Annotated in this window: 15 protein-coding genes; 12 read left to right on the plus strand and 3 right to left on the minus strand. The window is 55.8% G+C overall.

The annotated features are described in order from the left end of the window. The 3 genes from thiB to thiQ are packed head-to-tail and all read left to right on the plus strand — an operon-like array spanning window position 1 to window position 3,258. Entirely contained in the window at window positions 1–987 is a 987-nt protein-coding gene (gene thiB / locus AAIE03_RS14470) for a thiamine ABC transporter substrate binding subunit (protein ID WP_105077122.1), read from the plus strand. Then, on the plus strand, window positions 963–2,573 hold the full coding sequence (gene thiP / locus AAIE03_RS14475) for a thiamine/thiamine pyrophosphate ABC transporter permease ThiP (protein WP_105077121.1): 1,611 nt from the start codon (window positions 963–965) through the stop codon (window positions 2,571–2,573). The genes thiB and thiP overlap by 25 nt, the downstream gene beginning before the upstream one ends. Then, window positions 2,557–3,258: a thiamine ABC transporter ATP-binding protein ThiQ gene (thiQ, locus tag AAIE03_RS14480; protein ID WP_013024586.1), complete on the plus strand. Its 702-nt coding sequence runs from the start codon at window positions 2,557–2,559 to the stop codon at window positions 3,256–3,258. The genes thiP and thiQ overlap by 17 nt, the downstream gene beginning before the upstream one ends. Here the strand turns inward: thiQ and AAIE03_RS14485 are convergent. Next, window positions 3,255–4,019, minus strand: a complete 765-nt coding sequence (locus AAIE03_RS14485; protein WP_013024585.1) for a DedA family protein — start codon at window positions 4,017–4,019, stop codon at window positions 3,255–3,257. The genes thiQ and AAIE03_RS14485 overlap by 4 nt on opposite strands. Before the next feature lie 167 nt (window positions 4,020–4,186). Between AAIE03_RS14485 and polB the strand changes: the two genes are divergently transcribed. The 3 genes from polB (at window position 4,187) to rluA (ending at window position 10,301) form a co-directional block, all read left to right on the plus strand. Further along, entirely contained in the window at window positions 4,187–6,547 is a 2,361-nt protein-coding gene (gene polB, locus AAIE03_RS14490) for a DNA polymerase II (protein WP_105077120.1), read from the plus strand. A gap of 155 nt (window positions 6,548–6,702) precedes the next feature. After that, complete coding sequence (rapA, locus tag AAIE03_RS14495) at window positions 6,703–9,609, plus strand: RNA polymerase-associated protein RapA (protein ID WP_105077149.1); 2,907 nt, start codon at window positions 6,703–6,705, stop codon at window positions 9,607–9,609. A gap of 38 nt (window positions 9,610–9,647) precedes the next feature. Continuing rightward, window positions 9,648–10,301, plus strand: a complete 654-nt coding sequence (gene rluA / locus AAIE03_RS14500) for a bifunctional tRNA pseudouridine(32) synthase/23S rRNA pseudouridine(746) synthase RluA (RefSeq protein WP_013024582.1) — start codon at window positions 9,648–9,650, stop codon at window positions 10,299–10,301. 64 nt (window positions 10,302–10,365) lie between these two features. Here the strand turns inward: rluA and djlA are convergent, their stop codons facing one another. Continuing rightward, window positions 10,366–11,181 (minus strand): co-chaperone DjlA, encoded by an 816-nt coding sequence (gene djlA / locus AAIE03_RS14505; RefSeq protein WP_013024581.1) that lies wholly within the window; start codon window positions 11,179–11,181, stop codon window positions 10,366–10,368. Between the two features lie 182 nt (window positions 11,182–11,363). Between djlA and lptD the strand changes: the two genes are divergently transcribed. From lptD to apaH, 6 genes are read left to right on the plus strand one after another with little or no spacing between them, the layout of a single operon-like run. Further along, window positions 11,364–13,745 (plus strand): LPS assembly protein LptD, encoded by a 2,382-nt coding sequence (gene lptD / locus AAIE03_RS14510; protein WP_234033801.1) that lies wholly within the window; start codon window positions 11,364–11,366, stop codon window positions 13,743–13,745. Window positions 13,746–13,799: 54 nt separating this feature from the next. Then, window positions 13,800–15,095: a peptidylprolyl isomerase SurA gene (gene surA / locus AAIE03_RS14515; protein WP_498563059.1), complete on the plus strand. Its 1,296-nt coding sequence runs from the start codon at window positions 13,800–13,802 to the stop codon at window positions 15,093–15,095. Then, a complete protein-coding gene (gene pdxA, locus AAIE03_RS14520; protein WP_013024578.1) occupies window positions 15,085–16,077 on the plus strand; it encodes a 4-hydroxythreonine-4-phosphate dehydrogenase PdxA in 993 nt (330 codons plus the stop codon). The genes surA and pdxA overlap by 11 nt, the downstream gene beginning before the upstream one ends. After that, a complete protein-coding gene (gene rsmA, locus AAIE03_RS14525; protein WP_498563060.1) occupies window positions 16,070–16,891 on the plus strand; it encodes a 16S rRNA (adenine(1518)-N(6)/adenine(1519)-N(6))-dimethyltransferase RsmA in 822 nt (273 codons plus the stop codon). The genes pdxA and rsmA overlap by 8 nt, the downstream gene beginning before the upstream one ends. 3 nt (window positions 16,892–16,894) lie before the next feature. Beyond that, window positions 16,895–17,272 carry a Co2+/Mg2+ efflux facilitator ApaG/CorD gene (apaG, locus tag AAIE03_RS14530; protein WP_013024576.1) on the plus strand — a complete coding sequence of 126 codons (378 nt, stop codon included), beginning with the start codon at window positions 16,895–16,897 and terminating at the stop codon, window positions 17,270–17,272. 54 nt (window positions 17,273–17,326) lie between these two features. Further along, window positions 17,327–18,184, plus strand: coding sequence for a bis(5'-nucleosyl)-tetraphosphatase (symmetrical) ApaH (gene apaH / locus AAIE03_RS14535; RefSeq protein WP_013024575.1), 858 nt, complete (start codon window positions 17,327–17,329; stop codon window positions 18,182–18,184). 56 nt (window positions 18,185–18,240) lie between these two features. On the opposite strand, the gene folA is transcribed toward apaH, so the two are convergent. Beyond that, window positions 18,241–18,723, minus strand: a complete 483-nt coding sequence (gene folA / locus AAIE03_RS14540) for a type 3 dihydrofolate reductase (RefSeq protein WP_024472273.1) — start codon at window positions 18,721–18,723, stop codon at window positions 18,241–18,243. Window positions 18,724–18,844: the final 121 nt, after the last annotated feature.

The raw sequence follows: 18,844 nt of genomic DNA on the forward strand, positions 1-18,844 counted from the left end.
GTGTTAAAAAACGTCCTGCCCGTGCTGCTGTTACTCTCTGCCCCGGTCTTTGCGGCCAAACCTGTCCTGACGGTTTACACCTACGACGCCTTTTCCGCTGACTGGGGGCCGGGTCCGGCCGTCAAAAAAGCCTTTGAAGCCCAGTGCGGTTGCGAGCTGAAATTTGTCGCGCTGGAAGACGGTGTTTCGCTGCTGAACCGTGTACGTATGGAAGGCAAGAACACAAAGGCCGATGTGGTACTAGGCCTGGATAACAACCTTCTGCAGGCCGCGCAGCAAACCGGCCTGTTTGCCAAAAGCGACGTGGATACCCGTGAGCTGCAGGTGCCCGGCGGCTGGATGGACACCACCTTTGTGCCGTTCGATTACGGTTATTTCGCATTCGTGTACAACAAAAACACACTAAAAAATCCCCCTACAAGCCTGAAAGAACTGGTCGAAAGCCCAGAGAAATGGCGCGTGATTTATGAAGATCCTCGCACCAGCACGCCAGGCCTTGGCCTGCTGCTGTGGATGCAAAAGGTTTACGGGGACAACGCGCCTGAGGCCTGGCAAAAGCTGGCGAAGAAAACCGTCACGGTCACCAAAGGCTGGAGTGAAGCCTACGGCCTGTTTCTTAAAGGCGAGAGCGATCTGGTGCTGAGCTATACCACGTCACCGGCTTATCACATCATTGAAGAGAAAAAAGATAACTATGCTGCGGCATCCTTCGCCGAAGGCAACTATCTGCAGGTTGAGGTGGCCGCCCGACTGGCGAACAGCAAGCAGCCCAAACTGGCAGAACAGTTTATGCAATTCATGGTTACGCCAGCCTTTCAGAACACCATCCCTACCGGGAACTGGATGTATCCGGTGATCAAAACTGACCTGCCCGCCGGATTTGCCTCGCTCAGCGTGCCGAAGACAACATTGCAGTTTTCACCGGAAGAGGTTGCCAGCCACCGTTCGCAATGGGTTAGCCAATGGCAACGCGCCGTCAGCCGTTAATCCCTTTCTGGCTGATTCCGGGTTCGCTCGCCACGCTGCTGCTCTGCAGCGTGGCGCTGCTGGCCTTCACAGCACTGTGGATGGCGGCGCCAGCGACCGACTGGCGGTCTGTCCTGCAGGATACGTATCTGCATCATGTTATTGGCTTTTCGTTTAAGCAGGCGCTGCTTTCCGCCCTGCTCTCCTTGCTGCCGGCCATTCCACTGTCCCGAGCCCTTTATCGGCGGCGCTTTCCCGGACGTCAGGTGTTGCTGCGCCTGTGCGCCATGACGCTGGTTCTGCCCGTGCTGGTGGCCGTATTCGGCCTGCTCACCGTCTATGGTCGGGTGGGCTGGCTGGCGCAGCTTTGCGCCTGGCTTGGCGTGGACTATCACTTCTCGCCTTACGGGCTTCAGGGAATTTTACTGGCCCATGTGTTTTTCAACCTGCCGCTGGCCACGCGCCTGATGCTGCAGGCGCTGGAAAGCATTCCTGCCGAACAGCGTCAGCTTGCTGCCCAACTGAACATACGTGGCTGGCATCATTTCCGGCTGCTTGAATGGCCCTGGCTGCGCCGCCAGCTCCTGCCCACCGGGGCATTAATCTTTATGCTCTGTTTTGCCAGTTTTGCCACCGTGCTATCGCTGGGTGGCGGGCCGCAGGCGACCACCATCGAACTGGCCATCTTCCAGGCGCTAAGCTATGACTACGATCCGGGCCGCGCGGCGCTCCTGGCGCTGATTCAGCTCAGCTGCTGCCTGGTGCTGGTGCTCCTCAGCCAGCGCTTCAGCAACGCCATTCCGGCGGGTAGCCCGCAACTGAACGGCTGGCGCGATCCTCAGGATTCCACGCTGGCCCGCGTCAGCGACGCCGCCATCATCTTTTTCGCCCTGCTGCTGCTGCTGCCGCCGCTGCTGGCGGTGATCGTAAATGGTCTGGATAGCGGGCTTCGGGGCGCGTTACAGCAACCGGCGTTATGGCAGGCAACGTTGACCTCGTTACGTATCGCGCTCGGCGCCGGCGTGCTGTGTCTGGTCCTGACCACCATGCTGTTGTGGAGCAGCCGGGAGCTGCGCCTGCGGCAGCATACACTCGCCGCACAGATCATGGACACCAGCGGCATGCTGATTTTGGCAATGCCCGGTATCGTGCTGGCAACCGGCTTTTTCCTGCTACTGAACGCCACGACCGGCTTGCCGGACTCCGCGGATGGCGTGGTGATCTTTGCCAATGCGTTAATCGCGATTCCCTACGCGTTGAAAGTGCTGGAAAATCCGATGCGGGATATCGCTGAACGTTACGCCCACCTGTGCGGGGCACTGGGCATCAGCGGCTGGAACCGCCTGTGGCTGATTGAACTCCGGGCGTTGAAACGTCCGCTGGCGCAGGCGCTGGCGTTTGCCTGCGTGCTGTCGATTGGTGATTTTGGCGTCGTAGCGCTGTTTGGTAATGCCGATTTCCGCACGCTGCCGTTCTACCTTTATCAGCAGATAGGCGCCTATCGCGGTGCCGATGGCGCCGTTACTGCACTGTTATTGCTGCTACTCTGCCTGTCTCTGTTCACCTTGATGGAAAAATTACCGGGCCGCCATGCTGACACTGAATAATCTGACTTACCTGTATCAGCATTTGCCGATGCGTTTCTCCCTTCACGCCGGGCGCGGCGAACGACTGGCGATTCTCGGCCCAAGCGGGGCAGGTAAAAGTACGTTATTAAACCTGATTGCCGGTTTTCTGCCCGTCAGCCAGGGCAGCCTGACGATTAACGGTGTTGACCATACGAATAGCGTGCCCGCCCAGCGCCCGGTATCAATGCTGTTTCAGGAAAATAACCTGTTTCCGCACCTGAGCGTAGAACAGAACCTGGGGCTGGGCTTACATCCCGGTCTGAAGCTGACCTCAGATCAGCGCCAGCAGGTGACGACCATTGCGCAGCAGGTCGGACTCAGTGAGATGCTGTCACGCCTGCCGGGCCAGCTCTCGGGAGGACAACGCCAGCGCGTTGCCCTGGCACGCTGTTTACTGCGCGATCGCCCGGTGCTGCTGCTGGATGAACCTTTTTCGGCGCTCGATCCGGCCCTGCGCGGCGAGATGCTTAATCTGGTGCGCACCGTCTGCGAAACCCGTGCGATTACGTTGCTGATGGTGTCGCACAGTCTTGAAGACGCACAGCAGATAGCGCCACGTAGCGTGGTGGTGGTGGATGGACGCGTTTACTGGCAGGGATCGACGGACGCACTGTTGTCAGGGAACATACGGGAAGCCGATGTGCTCGGCATCCCGCGCCGTTAACCGATAAAGACCTGCCACAACAGGTGGCGGAAAATCGGCATCATCGGATGAAACTGGATGCCGACGAACGCCGCAACGGCCACCACAAAACTTAGCGGCGCCAGCCAGCGCAGACGTTCGGGTGGCAAATACGCCGTCGCCCAGTCGCGCGTTTTTCCACTGCGCCACCAGCGCCAGCACAGCCAGCATCCCAGCCATACCAGGATAGCAACGCCTAATAACAGCCAGATGAAATGGCCGCCCTGGGCTTCTTTCGGAACATCAATCGCGACGCCTGCCAGAATACCCGGCAATAAATAGAGCGGTGGCCATAAAATACAGCCGATCAGATTGGGGGGCAGAAATTTGCGTACCGGCAATTCCAGCATGCCCGCCACCAGCGGGATCAGCGGTCGGGTTGGCCCGACAAAGCGCCCGACCAGAATGGTAAACATGCTGTGCTGATACAGCGCGTGTTCGGTCTTATCCAGCAGCCCTTTGTACTTTTGCAGGTATTTCCAGCGATGGAGCGGCCCCTGAAACTTCCAGCCAATGCCATAGGAAACCCAGTCGCCCAGCAGGCAGCCAATGAAGCCCGCGGCCCAGGCGGGATATAAGCCGATCTGTCCACTGCCCACCAGCGCACCCAGGCTCGCCATCATGACGGTGCCAGGGAGTAACAGCCCCACGAACGCCAATGACTCCAGAAACGTCACCAGCGCGACGGCAAACAGCGCCCACTCCAGCGACTGTGTAATCAGGTGTTCAACCCAGGCTTCCATATCAATCCTCAGAAAAAGCAGAAGGCTGGATTGTCCAGAGCAGACATCACAGCGTCAAGGCAAGAATTGTAGGCCAATATTGACAAAACGCACCGGCAGACACTGTATAAATATCCATGTTATACTGGTCAATGAGATGTCCGACTCGCTATCTGCCTGGAGAATACGTGAATAAGCCCCGCGCAGGGTTTCTGCTCAGCCGTCACTGGCGCGACACGCCGCAAGGCACCGAAATTACGCTGTGGCTGGCCACCGACGAGGGTGCTCAGCGCGTTGTGCTGCCTTTGCAGGAATCCGTGACGTTTATTCCCTGTGAATATCAGGCGCAGGTCGACACGCTGTTGCAGGGCGAGCGCCAGCTGCGGATGCAGCCTCTGCAATTAAAAGATTTTCGCCGCCGTCCAGTATTTGGCCTGTACTGCCGGCAGCATCGCCAGTTGCAGTGGGTTGAAAAGAAACTGCGCGAAAGCGGTATCCCCCTGTATGAATCCGACATTCGTCCACCCGAACGCTACCTGATGGAACGGTTTATTACCGCGCCCGTATGGTTTGATGGTGACATTCAGGGCGACACATGGGTTAACGCCCGTCTGAAACCCCATCCCGATTACCGGCCCCCGCTGAAGTGGGTCTCGCTGGATATTGAAACGACCCAGCATGGCGAGCTTTACTGCATTGGTCTGGAAGGCTGCGGGCAGCGCCAGGTTTTCATGCTGGGACCGCCTAACGGCGACGCCAGCGAACTGGATTTCGAACTTATCTATCTTGAGAGCCGCCCGCAGTTGCTGGAGGCGCTGAATCGCTGGTTTGCCGATAACGATCCGGATGTGATCATTGGCTGGAACGTGGTGCAGTTTGACCTGCGCGTGCTGCAGAAACACGCCGATCGCTACGGTATTCCGTTACGCCTTGGCCGCCAGCAGGCCGCGCTGGAGTGGCGCGAGCATGGGTTTAAACCCGGCGTGTTTTTTGCCCAGGCGACAGGTCGCCTGATTATTGACGGCATCGATGCCCTGAAATCCGCCTTCTGGGATTTTCCCTCTTTTAGTCTGGAATCTGTTTCGCAGCAGCTGCTCGGTGAAGGCAAAGCCATTGATAATCCATGGCAGCGCATGGAAGAGATCAACTGGCGTTTTGCCAACGATAAACCGGCGCTGGCGCGCTACAACCTGAAGGACTGCGAGCTGGTCACGCGCATCTTTCATAAAACCGAGATCATGCCGTTTTTACTGGAGCGCGCTGCCGTTAACGGGCTGGCAGTCGATCGCCACGGCGGCTCCGTCGCGGCATTCGGTCATCTGTACATCCCCCGCATGCACCGGGCCGGTTTTGTCGCCCCGAATCTGGGCGATGTGGCGCCGGAAGCCAGCCCCGGCGGCTACGTGATGGATTCCCGGCCCGGCCTGTATGATTCCGTGTTAGTGCTGGATTATAAAAGCCTGTATCCCTCGATTATCCGCACCTTTCTGATCGATCCCGTCGGGCTCATCGAAGGTCTGGCGCACCCAACGGATGCGGACTCGGTGCCCGGTTTTCGCGAGGCGCGCTTCTCACGTGAGACGCATTGCCTGCCCGCCATCGTAGAGCAGATTTGGCAGGGGCGCGAAACCGCAAAAACACAGGGCAATAAACCCCTGTCGCAGGCCCTGAAAATCATCATGAATGCGTTTTACGGCGTGCTCGGCACCAGCGCCTGCCGCTTTTTTGACCCTCGCCTGGCCTCGTCTATCACGCTGCGCGGTCATGCCATCATGCAGCAAACCCGTGAACTCATTGAAGCCGAAGGGTACGATGTGATTTATGGCGACACCGATTCGACCTTTGTCTGGCTGAAATCCGCCCGGGATGAAGACGAGGCAGAGGCAATTGGCCGGGCACTGGCCGGGAAGGTCAACGGTTGGTGGCGTGAACATCTGCAGCAGCAATACGGCCTGACCAGCGCCCTGGAGCTGGAGTATGAAAATCACTTTTGCCGATTCCTGATGCCGACGATTCGCGGTGCTGAACAGGGCAGTAAAAAACGCTATGCGGGCTTAATTCGGGCAGGCGAAAGTGAGCGTATGGTGTTCAAAGGACTGGAATCGGTACGTACCGACTGGACGCCGCTGGCGCAGCAGTTTCAGCAGGAGCTTTACAGCCGCATATTTCATCGCCAGCCGTGGGAAGACTATGTTCGTAACACGGTGGCCCAGCTGTTGGCAGGTGAGCTGGACGACAGGCTGATTTATAAAAAGCGCCTGCGCCGCCCACTGAACGAGTATGAACGCAATGTGCCGCCGCACGTTCGCGCCGCACGTCTGGCTGATGAGCAGAATCGTAAGCTGGGCCGGCCGTTGCAATATCAGACCGGGGGCCGCATTCGTTATGTGATTGCCACCAGCGGTCCCGAGCCGGTAGAAGCCCGAACCACGCCGCTGGACTACGATCACTACGTGACTAAACAGCTGCAGCCCGTAGCCGAAGGCATTCTGCCTTTTGTCGATGGCGACTTTGCTACACTCATTACCGGGCAGTTAGGCCTTTTTTGACAGGTGACGAATGCCCTGCCATCCAGTACCATAACGCCCTTCCTCAAAACTCACTGCTCTGACATGACGCACCAGGCCCTTTTGCCTGGATGAAATGCTATTGCCTGAGAATGGGGAACACCTTCAAAAACGTTAAAAATTCGAGCAAAAATTATATGGTTTTTACATTAGGTCAGCGTTGGATTAGTGATACAGAAAGTGAACTGGGATTAGGCACCGTGGTGGCGATTGATACGCGCATGATCACCCTGCTGTTCCCGGCCACAGGGGAAAATCGCCTCTACGCTCGCAGCGACTCGCCGGTCACCCGCGTGATTTTTAATCCGGGTGATACCGTTACCAGCCACGAAGGCTGGCAGATGCAGGTCGATGAAGTACGCAATGACAATGACCTGATAACCTATATCGGCACGCGCCTTGATACCGAAGAAACCCACGTCATGCTGCGTGAAGTGATGCTCGACAGCAAACTGGTGTTCAGCAAACCTCAGGACAGGCTGTTTGCAGGCCAGCTCGACCGTATGGATCGCTTCGCCCTGCGTTTTCGCGCACGTAAATATCAAAGTGAGCAGTATCGCCTGCACGTCAGCGGCCTGCGCGGCATGCGTACCAATCTGATCCCCCACCAGCTGCATATCGCCCACGACGTAGGCCGCCGCCATGCGCCGCGCGTCCTGCTGGCGGATGAGGTCGGCCTGGGGAAAACCATCGAAGCCGGCATGATCATCCAGCAGCAGTTGTTGGCAGGCCGTGCTGAACGCGTACTTATCGTCGTGCCAGAAACCCTGCAACATCAGTGGCTGGTAGAAATGCTGCGCCGCTTCAACCTGCGCTTCGCCCTGTTTGACGACGATCGTTACGCTGAAGCCCAGCACGACAGCGACAATGCCTTTGACACCGAACAGTTGATTATCTGCTCGCTGGACTTTGTGCGTCGCAACAAACAGCGTCTGGATAAGCTGGCGGACGCCGACTGGGATTTAATGGTGGTGGATGAAGCGCACCATTTGGCCTGGTCCGAAGGCGAACCAAGCCGTGAGTATCAGGTGATCGAAAAACTGGCTGAAAAAACGCCGGGCGTTCTGTTACTGACCGCGACGCCAGAACAGCTGGGCATGGAGAGTCATTTTGCGCGCCTGCGCTTGCTTGACCCCGACCGTTTTCATGATTTCGCCGCCTTTGTTGAAGAGCAGCAGCACTTCCGCCCGATTGCCGATGCGGTGACATCGCTGCTGGCCGATCATGCCATCTCACAAAACGAGATGAATATGATCAATGAGCTGGTCGGCGAGCAGGATATTGAACCGCTGCTGCAGGTGGCAAACAGCGATCGTGAAGGCAAACAGGACGCGCGCAGCGAACTCATTTCCATGCTGATGGATCGCCACGGCACCAGCCGCGTGCTGTTCCGTAATACCCGCAACGGGGTGAAAGGCTTCCCGAAACGTGAGTTACACGCTATTCGTCTGCCCCTGCCGGCTCAGTATCAAACGGCCATTAAGGTGTCCGGTATTATGGGCACACGTAAAAGCGCAGAAGCGCGCGCGCGCGATCTGCTCTATCCGGAACAGATTTATCAGGAGTTCGAAGGCGATACCGGCACCTGGTGGAACTTCGATCCGCGCGTTGAATGGCTCATGGGTTACCTGACCAGCAACCGTAAAGAAAAAGTGCTGGTGATCTGTGCTCAGGCCGCTACAGCACTTCAACTGGAGCAGGTGCTGCGTGAACGTGAAGGGATTCGCGCCGCCGTGTTCCATGAAGGGCTGTCGATCATTGAACGCGATCGGGCTGCCGCCTGGTTCGCTTCTGAAGAGAACGGCGCACAAGTCCTGCTGTGCTCCGAAATTGGTTCCGAAGGCCGTAACTTCCAGTTCGCCAGCCGTCTGGTGATGTTCGATCTGCCGTTTAACCCGGATCTGCTGGAACAGCGTATTGGCCGACTGGATCGTATTGGCCAGGCGCACGATATTCAGATTCTGGTCCCCTGGCTGGAGAAAACGGCCCAGGCCGTGCTGCTGCGCTGGTATCACGAAGGGCTGGACGCGTTCGAGCACACCTGCCCGACCGGCAGAGCCATCTACGACAGCGTCAACGCAGAGCTGATTAACTACCTGGCCGCACCGGAAAACAGTGACGGGTTTGATGATTTCATTAGCGAATGCCGTAAGCAGCATGATGCGCTGAAATCCCAACTCGAACAGGGCCGCGACCGCCTGCTGGAGCTAAACTCTAACGGTGGTGAAGCCGCCCAGGCGCTGGCCAATACCATTGCCGAACAGGATAATGATACCGAACTGGTTAACTTTGCTCTTAACCTGTTTGATATCGTCGGCATTAATCAGGAAGACCGCAGTGATAACCTGATCGTTCTGACACCTTCAGATCATATGCTGGTTCCGGACTTTCCTGGCCTGCCGGAAGACGGCTGTACGATCACCTTCAATCGCGACCAGGCCCTGTCGCGTGAAGATACGCAGTTTATTACCTGGGAACATCCGTTAATCCGTAATGGCCTGGATCTGATTTTGTCAGGTGACACCGGCAGTTGTGCACTGTCGCTGTTAAAGAACAAGGCATTGCCTGTGGGAACACTGCTGGTCGAGATGATCTACGTGGTGGAATCCCAGGCACCGAAACATCTGCAGCTAACCCGCTTCCTGCCCCCTACGCCGGTGCGCCTGCTGCTGGATCGCAACGGGACGAACCTGGCCGGTAAAGTGGAATTCGAAAGCTTCAACCGCCAGTTGAATGCCGTTAACCGCCACACCGGCAGCAAGCTGGTGAATGCCGTACAGCAGGACGTTCACGCGATCCTGACGCTGGCTGAAAAAGAAGTCGTCAGTGAAGCACGTGCCGTTATTGACGCGGCACGGCGCGAGGCGAGCGAAAAGCTGGGGGCCGAGTTATCACGTCTGGAAGCACTGAGAGCCGTTAACCCCAACATCCGTGACGATGAGGTCGAGGCGCTGGAAACGAATCGCCAGCAGGTACTGGAGAGTCTGGATGAAGCGAACTGGCGACTGGATGCACTGCGTCTGATTGTGGTTACGCATCAATAAGTTCAGGGCCGCAAGGCCCTCTTTTTTTGGAATAGAGTATGGAACCCTACAATCCACCGCTTGAGCCCTGGCTGCACATTCTGTATCAGGATGCCCATATCATGGTGGTGAATAAGCCCAGCGGCCTGCTTTCGGTACCCGGTCGGCTTGACGAGCACAAAGACAGCGTGATGACGCGGATCCAACGCGATTATCCTGAGGCGGAATCTGTGCATCGGCTGGACATGGCGACCAGCGGCGTGATTGTGGTCGCCCTGACAAAGGCCGCAGAGCGCGAGCTTAAACGTCAGTTTCGTGAACGCGAGCCTGCAAAGACCTATGTGGCCCGGGTTTGGGGCCATCCGGCGCAGGAGAAGGGCATGGTGGATTTACCGCTGATTTGCGACTGGCCTAATCGCCCGAAGCAGAAAGTGTGTTTCGACACCGGCAAGTCGGCGCAAACCGACTATCAGGTTGTGGAATACGGTGAAGATAACAGCGCGCGCGTCGCGCTCAAACCGATTACCGGGCGCTCGCATCAGCTGCGCGTACATATGCTGGCGCTGGGCCATCCGATTCTGGGTGACGGTTTTTACGCACATCCGGAAGCAAAAGCCATGGCAGATCGTCTTCTGCTGCACGCCGAATCGCTGACCATCACGCACCCGGCGTTTGGTAATGCCATGACCTTCAGGCAGCCTGCCGATTTTTAATCTGCCGTGATGCTAATGCTTCTGCTTCGCGCGCCCTCGCCATCAGCCCGGGCGCGCATCTCACTTATTTAAAGCCTTTTTCTTTGCGAATCAGATCGTAAGCCGACTGAATGTCCTGCGCTTTCTGTTTCGCCATCTCCATCATCTCGGGCGGCAGACCTTTCGCCACCAGCTTATCCGGGTGATGTTCACTCATCAGTTTGCGATAGGCGCGTTTGATGGTGGTGGCATCGTCGGTGGTTTTCACACCCAAAACGTTACAGGCATCGGATAACGTCGGGCCTCGTTGCGCCTGCTGAAAACCGCCCTGCTGTGAATAGCTGCGACCGCCGCCGAACTGCTGTCCCCCCTCCATCATGCGCAGAAACTGATCGAACTGACTCTGAGAAATCCCCAGTTCTTCACCAATCACATACAGCACCTGACGTTCATTGGGATGCAGCGACCCATCGGCAAACGCGGCCTGGATCTGAATTTCCAGAAACATCCTAATCAGATCAAAACGTCCGAAGCAGGCACTGCGCAATTCACGCAGTTTGGTACGGAGCGGATATTCCCCCTGCTTGCCTTCGCGAAAGGCGCGCTGTGCAGCCATTCGGGCATCGCCATGCAGCTGCATGCGATCCATAAACAGCGATGCAATCTGAATATCCGCTTCGGTTACGCGCCCTTTCGACTTGGTTAAGTGCCCCATGACCTGAAAAGTCGTGCTGAAAAAGAGTGACTGCCGGGTCTGATTATTTGAGAAGTAAGCTTTGCTCTGCGCGCCGCGAACCTTGTCAAATCCATGCCCAATGATCAGACCAATAACAATTCCCCAAAAGCCTGCGCCGGACAGCAATCCAAGCACTAAACCTATTACTTTTCCCCAGTAGCGCATAAACTCCTCAATTCGCCATGCTTACGGCTGAAAATTGCATTATCATACCTGTCATTTATCTCAGCGCCTAACGGCAGCGCGGACAGAAAAGGATTAACACTGGCGCAACGCCAGGCAGTGCGTTAGTCTCTGACCCGATTGTCGGCATGATGCCAGTTTTCATGGAATTCTCGATACCGCGTATGAAAAAACATATACCTACTCTGCTGGCCACCATGATCGGCGCAGCCATTAGCCAGCAAGCCTTCGCCGATGATTTAATGTCGCAGTGTATGTTAGGCGTGCCGAGCTACAATCGCCCCCTGGTTAACGGCGATCCTAATCAGCTGCCCGTTACTATTCACTCGGATTCCCTGAAAGGCAACTATCCTGACGATGCGGTCTTCACAGGTGATGTGGATGTGCAGCAGGGTAACAGCCGCATGCTGGCAGATGAAGTACAGCTTCACCAACGCCAGCCTGAAGGTCAGACCGTCCCCGTTCGTACCGTCGATGCGCTAGGTAATGTGCACTACGATGATAATCAGGTCATCCTGAAAGGTCCGAAAGCCTGGTCAAATCTGAATACCAAAGATACCAACGTCTGGAACGGCGATTATCAGATGGTAGGCCGTCAGGGCCGTGGAACGGGCGATCAGATGAAGCTGCGCGGTGAAAACCGTTACACCATCATGGAAAACGGCACCTTCACTTCCTGTCTGCCCGGCAGCAACAGCTGGAGCGTCGCGGGTTCTGAGATCATTCAGGATCGTCAGGAAGAAGTGGCTGAAATCTGGAATGCGCGCTTTAAACTGGGTTCCGTTCCGGTGTTTTACAGCCCCTATCTGCAATTGCCATTGGGCGATCGTCGCCGCTCCGGTTTTCTGATCCCCAATGCTAAATACGGCAGCAGCAACGGTTTTGAGTTCATTCTGCCCTACTACTGGAACATCGCGCCACAGGCCGATGCGACCATTACGCCGCATTACATGAGTAATCGCGGGCTGCAATTACAGAATGAGTTCCGTTATCTGACACAGGCTGGCGCAGGCCTCGTTGAGTTTGACTATCTGGCCTCAGATAAACAGTATGACAACGACAAAGCTGCACGCGGCATTGCCCAAAATGACAGTTCGGACCGTTGGTTATTTTACTGGCGTCACTCTGGTGTTTACGACCAGCACTGGCGTTTTAACGCTGACTACACCAAAGTCAGCGACCCGTTTTATTTCAACGATCTGACCTCGCCTTACTACAGTTCGACAGATGGTTACGCCTCGCAAAAATTCAGCGTGGGCTATGCGGATACCAACTGGGACGCAACGCTGTCGACCAAAGATTTCCAGATTTTTGGCAACACGAGCAACAGCAACGTCTATCGCGCCTTCCCGCAACTGGATCTGAACTGGTACCAGAACGATGTGGGTCCGTTCGACACCCACATCTATGCGCAGGCCGTCAAGTTTATCAACGTCAACAACGACTATCCTGAAACCACGCGTTTACACGTTGAGCCCACGATTAATCTGCCGTTGTCCAACGGTTGGGCCAGTCTGGATACCGAAGCGAAGTTTCTGGCGACGCACTATCAGCAGAAAGATGTTGATTACTACAATAACGTAGTACTTAATAATTCAAATAATCGCCCTGTAAGTGGCCAGCTTAAAGACTCTGTCAACCGCACCTTGCCCCAGTTCAAGGTCGACGGTCGTATGGTGTTTGACCGCGATATGGACTGGGCGCAGGGCTACACGCAGACGCTGGAACCCCGGGTTCAGTACCTGTATATCCCGTATCGTAACCAGAGTGATATCTACCCTTACGACTCCACCCTGCTGCAAACCGACTATACCGGCCTGTTCCGCGATCGTTCATACAGCGGCCTGGATCGCATCGCATCGGCCAACCAGGTTGCCACCGGTGTCACTACGCGAATTTATGATACCGATTTGGTTGAACGTTTTAACGTTTCTGTAGGTCAAATCTATTCGTTCACGCCTTCTCGTACGGGTGTTAACCAGGTCAATAAAGAAGACGACACCGGTAGTCTTCTGTGGGCGGGTGACAGCTACTGGAAGATAAGTGACCGTTGGGGCGTGCGCGGCGGGCTGCAGTACGATACCCGCCTGAATAACGTGGCACAGGGAAATACCGTGCTGGAATACCGCCGTGATGCTGACCGTATGGTGCAGTTGAGCTACCGTTACAGTAGCCCGGAGTATGTTGCTTCTGCGCTGAACGACAGTTCACTGGTGAATAACCCGATTTATAAAAACGGGATTTCACAGGTCGGTACGACGGCGAGCTGGCCGATTCATGATGCCTGGTCGGTGGTTGGCGCGTATTACTATGATACGCGCAATAATCGTCCTGCATCACAGTTGGTTGGCCTGCAGTACAGCTCTTGTTGCTACGCAATTCGTCTGGGATATGAGCGCAAAATCAACGGTTGGGAAAACAACGACAGTAAGTATGACAACCAAATCTCATTCAACATTGAGTTACGTGGCCTGAGCTCAAATTATGGCCTGGGAACCGGCCAGATGCTGAGTCAGGGTATCATCCCTTATCAGCGTGCATTCTGATGTTGTGATGTTTGACAGGCAATCCCGCAGTGCGGAACCAATAATGGATAAAGTATGAAGAACTGGAGAATGCTGATTCTTGGTGTGGCGCTCAGTGCCAACACCGCGTTCGCAGCACCACAAGTGGTTGATAAAGTTGCAGCTGTAGTGAATAACGGCGTGGTCCTCGAGAGTGACGTGGACAGCATGATGAGCACCGTTAAATCTCAGGCGAAGCAGGCAGGTCAACAGCTGCCTGATGATAAGACGTTGCGCCATCAGATCCTCGAACGTGAGATCATGGACGCGATCATCCTGCAGTTAGGTGATAAAGCCGGTTTACAGATTACCGATCAGCAACTGGATCAGGCTATTCAGAATATCGCCGCGCAAAACCGCATGAGCGTTGATCAGCTGAGAAGCCGCCTGGCTTACGACGGGATGAACTACAACACCTATCGTGCTCAGATCCGTAAAGAGATGCTGATCTCTGAAGTGCGTAATAATGAAGTCCGCCGTCGTGTCACTATCCTGCCGCAGGAAGTCGATACGCTGGCGCAGCAGGTTGGCGCTCAGAATACGCAGGGCACTGAAATGAATATCAGTCATATCCTGCTGCCTCTTCCGGAAAACCCTACGCAGCAGCAGGTTGACGATCAGGAGAAGCTGGCAAAACAGCTGATAACGGAACTGAAAGCTGGCGCAGACTTTGGCAAGCTGGCCGTGACCTACTCCGCCGATTCTCAGGCGCTGAAGGGCGGCAACATGGGCTGGGCAAAAATCGAAGAGCTGCCTACCCTGTTTGCTCAGGCGCTGACTACAGCGAAGAAGGGCGACATTGTTGGCCCTATCCGTTCAGGTGTGGGTTTCCATATCCTGAAGGTGAACGATCTACGCGGCGAGAGCAAAAACGTCTCTGTTACCGAAGTGCATGCGCGCCACATTCTGCTGAAGCCGTCTCCGATCATGACTGACGATCAGGCTCGCGCTAAGCTGGAACAGATTGCTGCCGACATTCGCAGTGGTAAGACGACCTTTGCCGCGGCCGCCAAACAGTTCTCCGACGATCCGGGTTCGGCTAATCAGGGCGGCGATCTGGGCTGGACCTCACCAGAAGTGTTTGACCCGGCATTCCGCGATGCGCTGCTGCGTCTGAAAAAAGGCGAAACCAGTCAGCCGGTCCACTCCTCTTTTGGCTGGCATCTGATTCAGCTGCTGGATACGCGTCAGGTGGATAAAACCGATGCAGCCCAGAAAGAGCGCGCTTACCGTATGCTGTTTAATCGTAAGTTTGCGGAAGAAGCGCAAACCTGGATGCAGGAACAGCGCGCCGGCGCTTACGTGAAAATCCTGGATAACAATGCGCAGTGATTTTCGTGTGGTGATCACGCCCGGCGAACCCGCCGGGATTGGTCCCGATCTTGCCGTTCAACTGGCTCAGCGAGCCTGGCCTGTTGAACTGGTTGTGTGTGCTTCTCCCCAGCTGTTGCTGCAACGTGCTGCTCAGCTGGGTTTGCCGTTGACGCTGCGCGTTTACGACGCCGCAGGCGAACCCGAACCGCAACAGGCTGGCACGCTCACCGTTCTCCCCGTTGAAATACCGCAGCCGGTCACGCCCGGCACGCTATGCGTCGCCAACAGCCACTATGTGCTGGAAACCCTGGCACGCGCCTGCGACGGATGTTTATCCGGGGAGTTTTCTGCCTTAATTACTGGCCCCGTTCACAAGGGCGTGATTAACGACGCGGGCATTCCGTTTACCGGGCATACCGAATTTTTTGCCGAGCGCGCGGGCGCGCAGCGCGTGGTGATGATGCTGGCCACCGAGCAACTGCGTGTCGCGCTTGCCACTACGCATCTGCCGTTAAAAGATGTTGCTGGTGCCGTCACCCGCGATTGTCTGCATGAAGTCATCACCATTCTGCATCAGGATCTCAAGCATAAGTTTGCCATTGCTCAGCCGCATATTTTTGTCTGCGGACTGAATCCCCATGCCGGAGAAGGCGGTCACATGGGGCGGGAAGAGATAGACACGATCATCCCGGCACTCAATGCGCTGCGCGAGCAAGGCATTCAACTCACCGGTCCGCTGCCTGCGGATACACTGTTCCAGCCCAAATATCTGCAACATGCCGATGCGGTGCTGGCGATGTATCACGATCAGGGGTTACCGGTGCTTAAATTTCAGGGATTTGGTCGGGCGGTTAATATTACCCTCGGCCTGCCGTTTATCCGTACCTCAGTCGACCACGGCACCGCGCTTGAATTAGCCGGGTTGGGTCAGGCTGACGCGGGCAGCTTTATCACGGCGCTTAACCTCGCCATCACTATGATCAAGAGCAGTAATGAATAATCGCGTCCATCAGGGGCACTACGCCCGTAAACGTTTCGGGCAAAACTTCCTGAACGATCAATATATTATCGACAGCATCGTCTCCGCCATCCATCCACAGCGCGATCAGGCAATAGTGGAAATCGGTTCGGGTTTGGGTGCACTTACTGAACCCGTGGGCGAACGCCTGGACAGTTTAACCGTGGTGGAGTTAGATCGCGATCTGGCTGCACGCCTGCAAACTCATCCGTTTTTAGGGCCCAAGCTGACGATTTTCCAGCAGGACGCCATGACGTTTGACTTCGCTGCGCTGGCCAAAGAGAAAGGCCAGCCGCTGCGGGTCTTCGGTAACCTGCCATATAATATTTCGACCCCGCTGATGTTCCATCTGTTCAGCTATACTGGTTCGATTAAAGATATGCACTTCATGCTGCAGAAAGAGGTGGTTAATCGTCTGGTTGCGGGTCCCGGCAGCAAAGCCTATGGTCGTCTGAGCGTAATGGCTCAGTACTATTGTCAGGTGATTCCGGTGCTGGAAGTGCCGCCGCACTCCTTTACCCCGCCCCCGAAGGTGGACTCGGCGGTTGTGCGGTTAGTCCCTTACATGACACCGCCTCATCCGGTCAAAGACGTGCGTATTCTGAGCCGCATTACCACTGAAGCATTCGGTCAACGCCGCAAAACGCTGCGTAACAGCCTGAGCCATATGGTCGTTGCTGGCGCACTGGATGAGCTGGAAATCGACACCAGCCTGCGTGCCGAAAATGTTTCGGTCGCGCAGTATTGCCAGTTAGCAAACTGGCTGGCAGATCATCTGGATCAACCCCAGGAGTAACCCATGAGTGAACCGGCCCGCGTATCGCTGCACGTACAAAGTCTGTATGTCGCCTCACAGTCCTCACCGGAAGATGAGCGCTATGTCTTTGCTTATACCGTCACGATTCGCAACGTAGGCCGGTCCTCAGTGCAACTGCTCCGACGCTACTGGCTCATCACTAACGGCAATGGCCGTGAGACGGAAGTTCAGGGTGAAGGCGTCATAGGCGAACAGCCGCATATTGCACCGGGAAACGAATATCAGTACACCAGCGGTGCTGTTCTTGAAACCCCGATGGGCACCATGCAAGGTCACTATGTGATGGTCGATGAGCAAGGCGATGAATTCCACGTCGAGATCCCGGTATTCCGCCTCGCGATTCAAACCCACATCCATTGATACTGGCGCCCTTCGCCCGCCTGGCGGGCGACTGTCTGAGTTGGATAATCCTCTATGAATACTTACCTGATTGGCGACGTTCACGGTTGTTATGATGAATTACGTGCTCTGCTGAACCAGGTTAATTACGATCCCAGTCAGGATACCTTATGGCTGACGGGTGACCTGGTGGCGCGAGGGCCCGGCTCGCTGGAGGTTCTGCGCTACGTAAAGTCATTGGGTGACAGCGTCCGTCTGGTGCTGGGTAATCACGATCTGCATTTGCTGGCCGTTTATGCCGGAATCAGTCGTAATAAACCCAAAGATCGCCTGACACCGCTGCTGGAAGCGGAAGATGCAGATGACCTGATTAACTGGCTGCGTCGCCAGCCGTTGCTGCAGGTCGATGAAGAGAAAAAGCTGGTGATGGGCCATGCCGGCATTACGCCTCAGTGGGATCTGGATACAGCACAACAGTGCGCACGCGAAGTGGAAGCCGTGCTGTCCAGCGACAGTTACCCACTGTTTCTTGACGCGATGTACGGCGACATGCCGAATAACTGGAATGAATCCCTGACCGGCCTGGCCCGCCTGCGCTTCTCGACCAACGCACTAACCCGTATGCGTTTCTGCTTTCCTAACGGTCAGCTAGACATGATCTGTAAGGATGCGCCGGAATCCGCCCCGCCGCCGTTAAAACCCTGGTTCATGATTGAAGGCCCGGTCGCACGCGATCACACCATTGTTTTCGGTCACTGGGCGTCGCTGGAAGGGAAAGGCACGCCAGAGGGCATTATCGGTCTGGATACCGGCTGCTGCTGGGGCGGGAACCTGACGCTCCTGCACTGGGAAACCCAACGCTACTATGTTCAGCCATCGAACCGTCAGTTGTCCGTACCGGACGATCTTACTCCGCAATCGTCAACCCGCTAACGCGCAGCCATAAAAAAACGCCTTGTCACAACAAGGCGTTATTTACTGCGCGTAAATTAACGGCGGCGTTCGAGGATCTCAAAGCAGTAACTGTGCGAGTTCTGCTCATCGGCATCATGAAACTCACTGAACGTGGAGTGCCACTCATCCGGCTCGTAATCCGGGAACTGCGTATCGCCTTCCACTTCCGCATCAATGTGCGTCAGATAAAGACGGTCGGCGCGCGCCAGCATCTGCTCATAGATGCGGCCGCCGCCAATGACCATGATCTCTTCAGCCTCACCCGCCGCACTGATGGCGTCGTCCAGCGAAGTTACCCAGGTTACGCCTTCGGCACTGCCCGGCTTGCTGCTGACCACAATGTTGAGCCGGCCAGGCAATGGACGACCAATAGATTCAAAGGTCAGTCTGCCCATAATAACTGGCTTTTTCAGTGTGTTGCGCTTAAACCACGCCAGGTCTGCAGGCAGGTCCCACGGCATGGCGTTTTCCATTCCAATAATGCGATCTGCTGCTAATGCCGCGATAAGACTAATCATGTTAAAAGGCTCGCTGAAAAAAACAGGCGCCATGATACGTAAAGGTTAAACCTTCGTCGATAGCAGGAAGGTGCTTATTGCATAAAGCGGCATTGCCACCATGTTTCAGACGTTGTACAGG

This window comes from Pantoea sp. Ae19-2 (assembly GCF_059801205.1).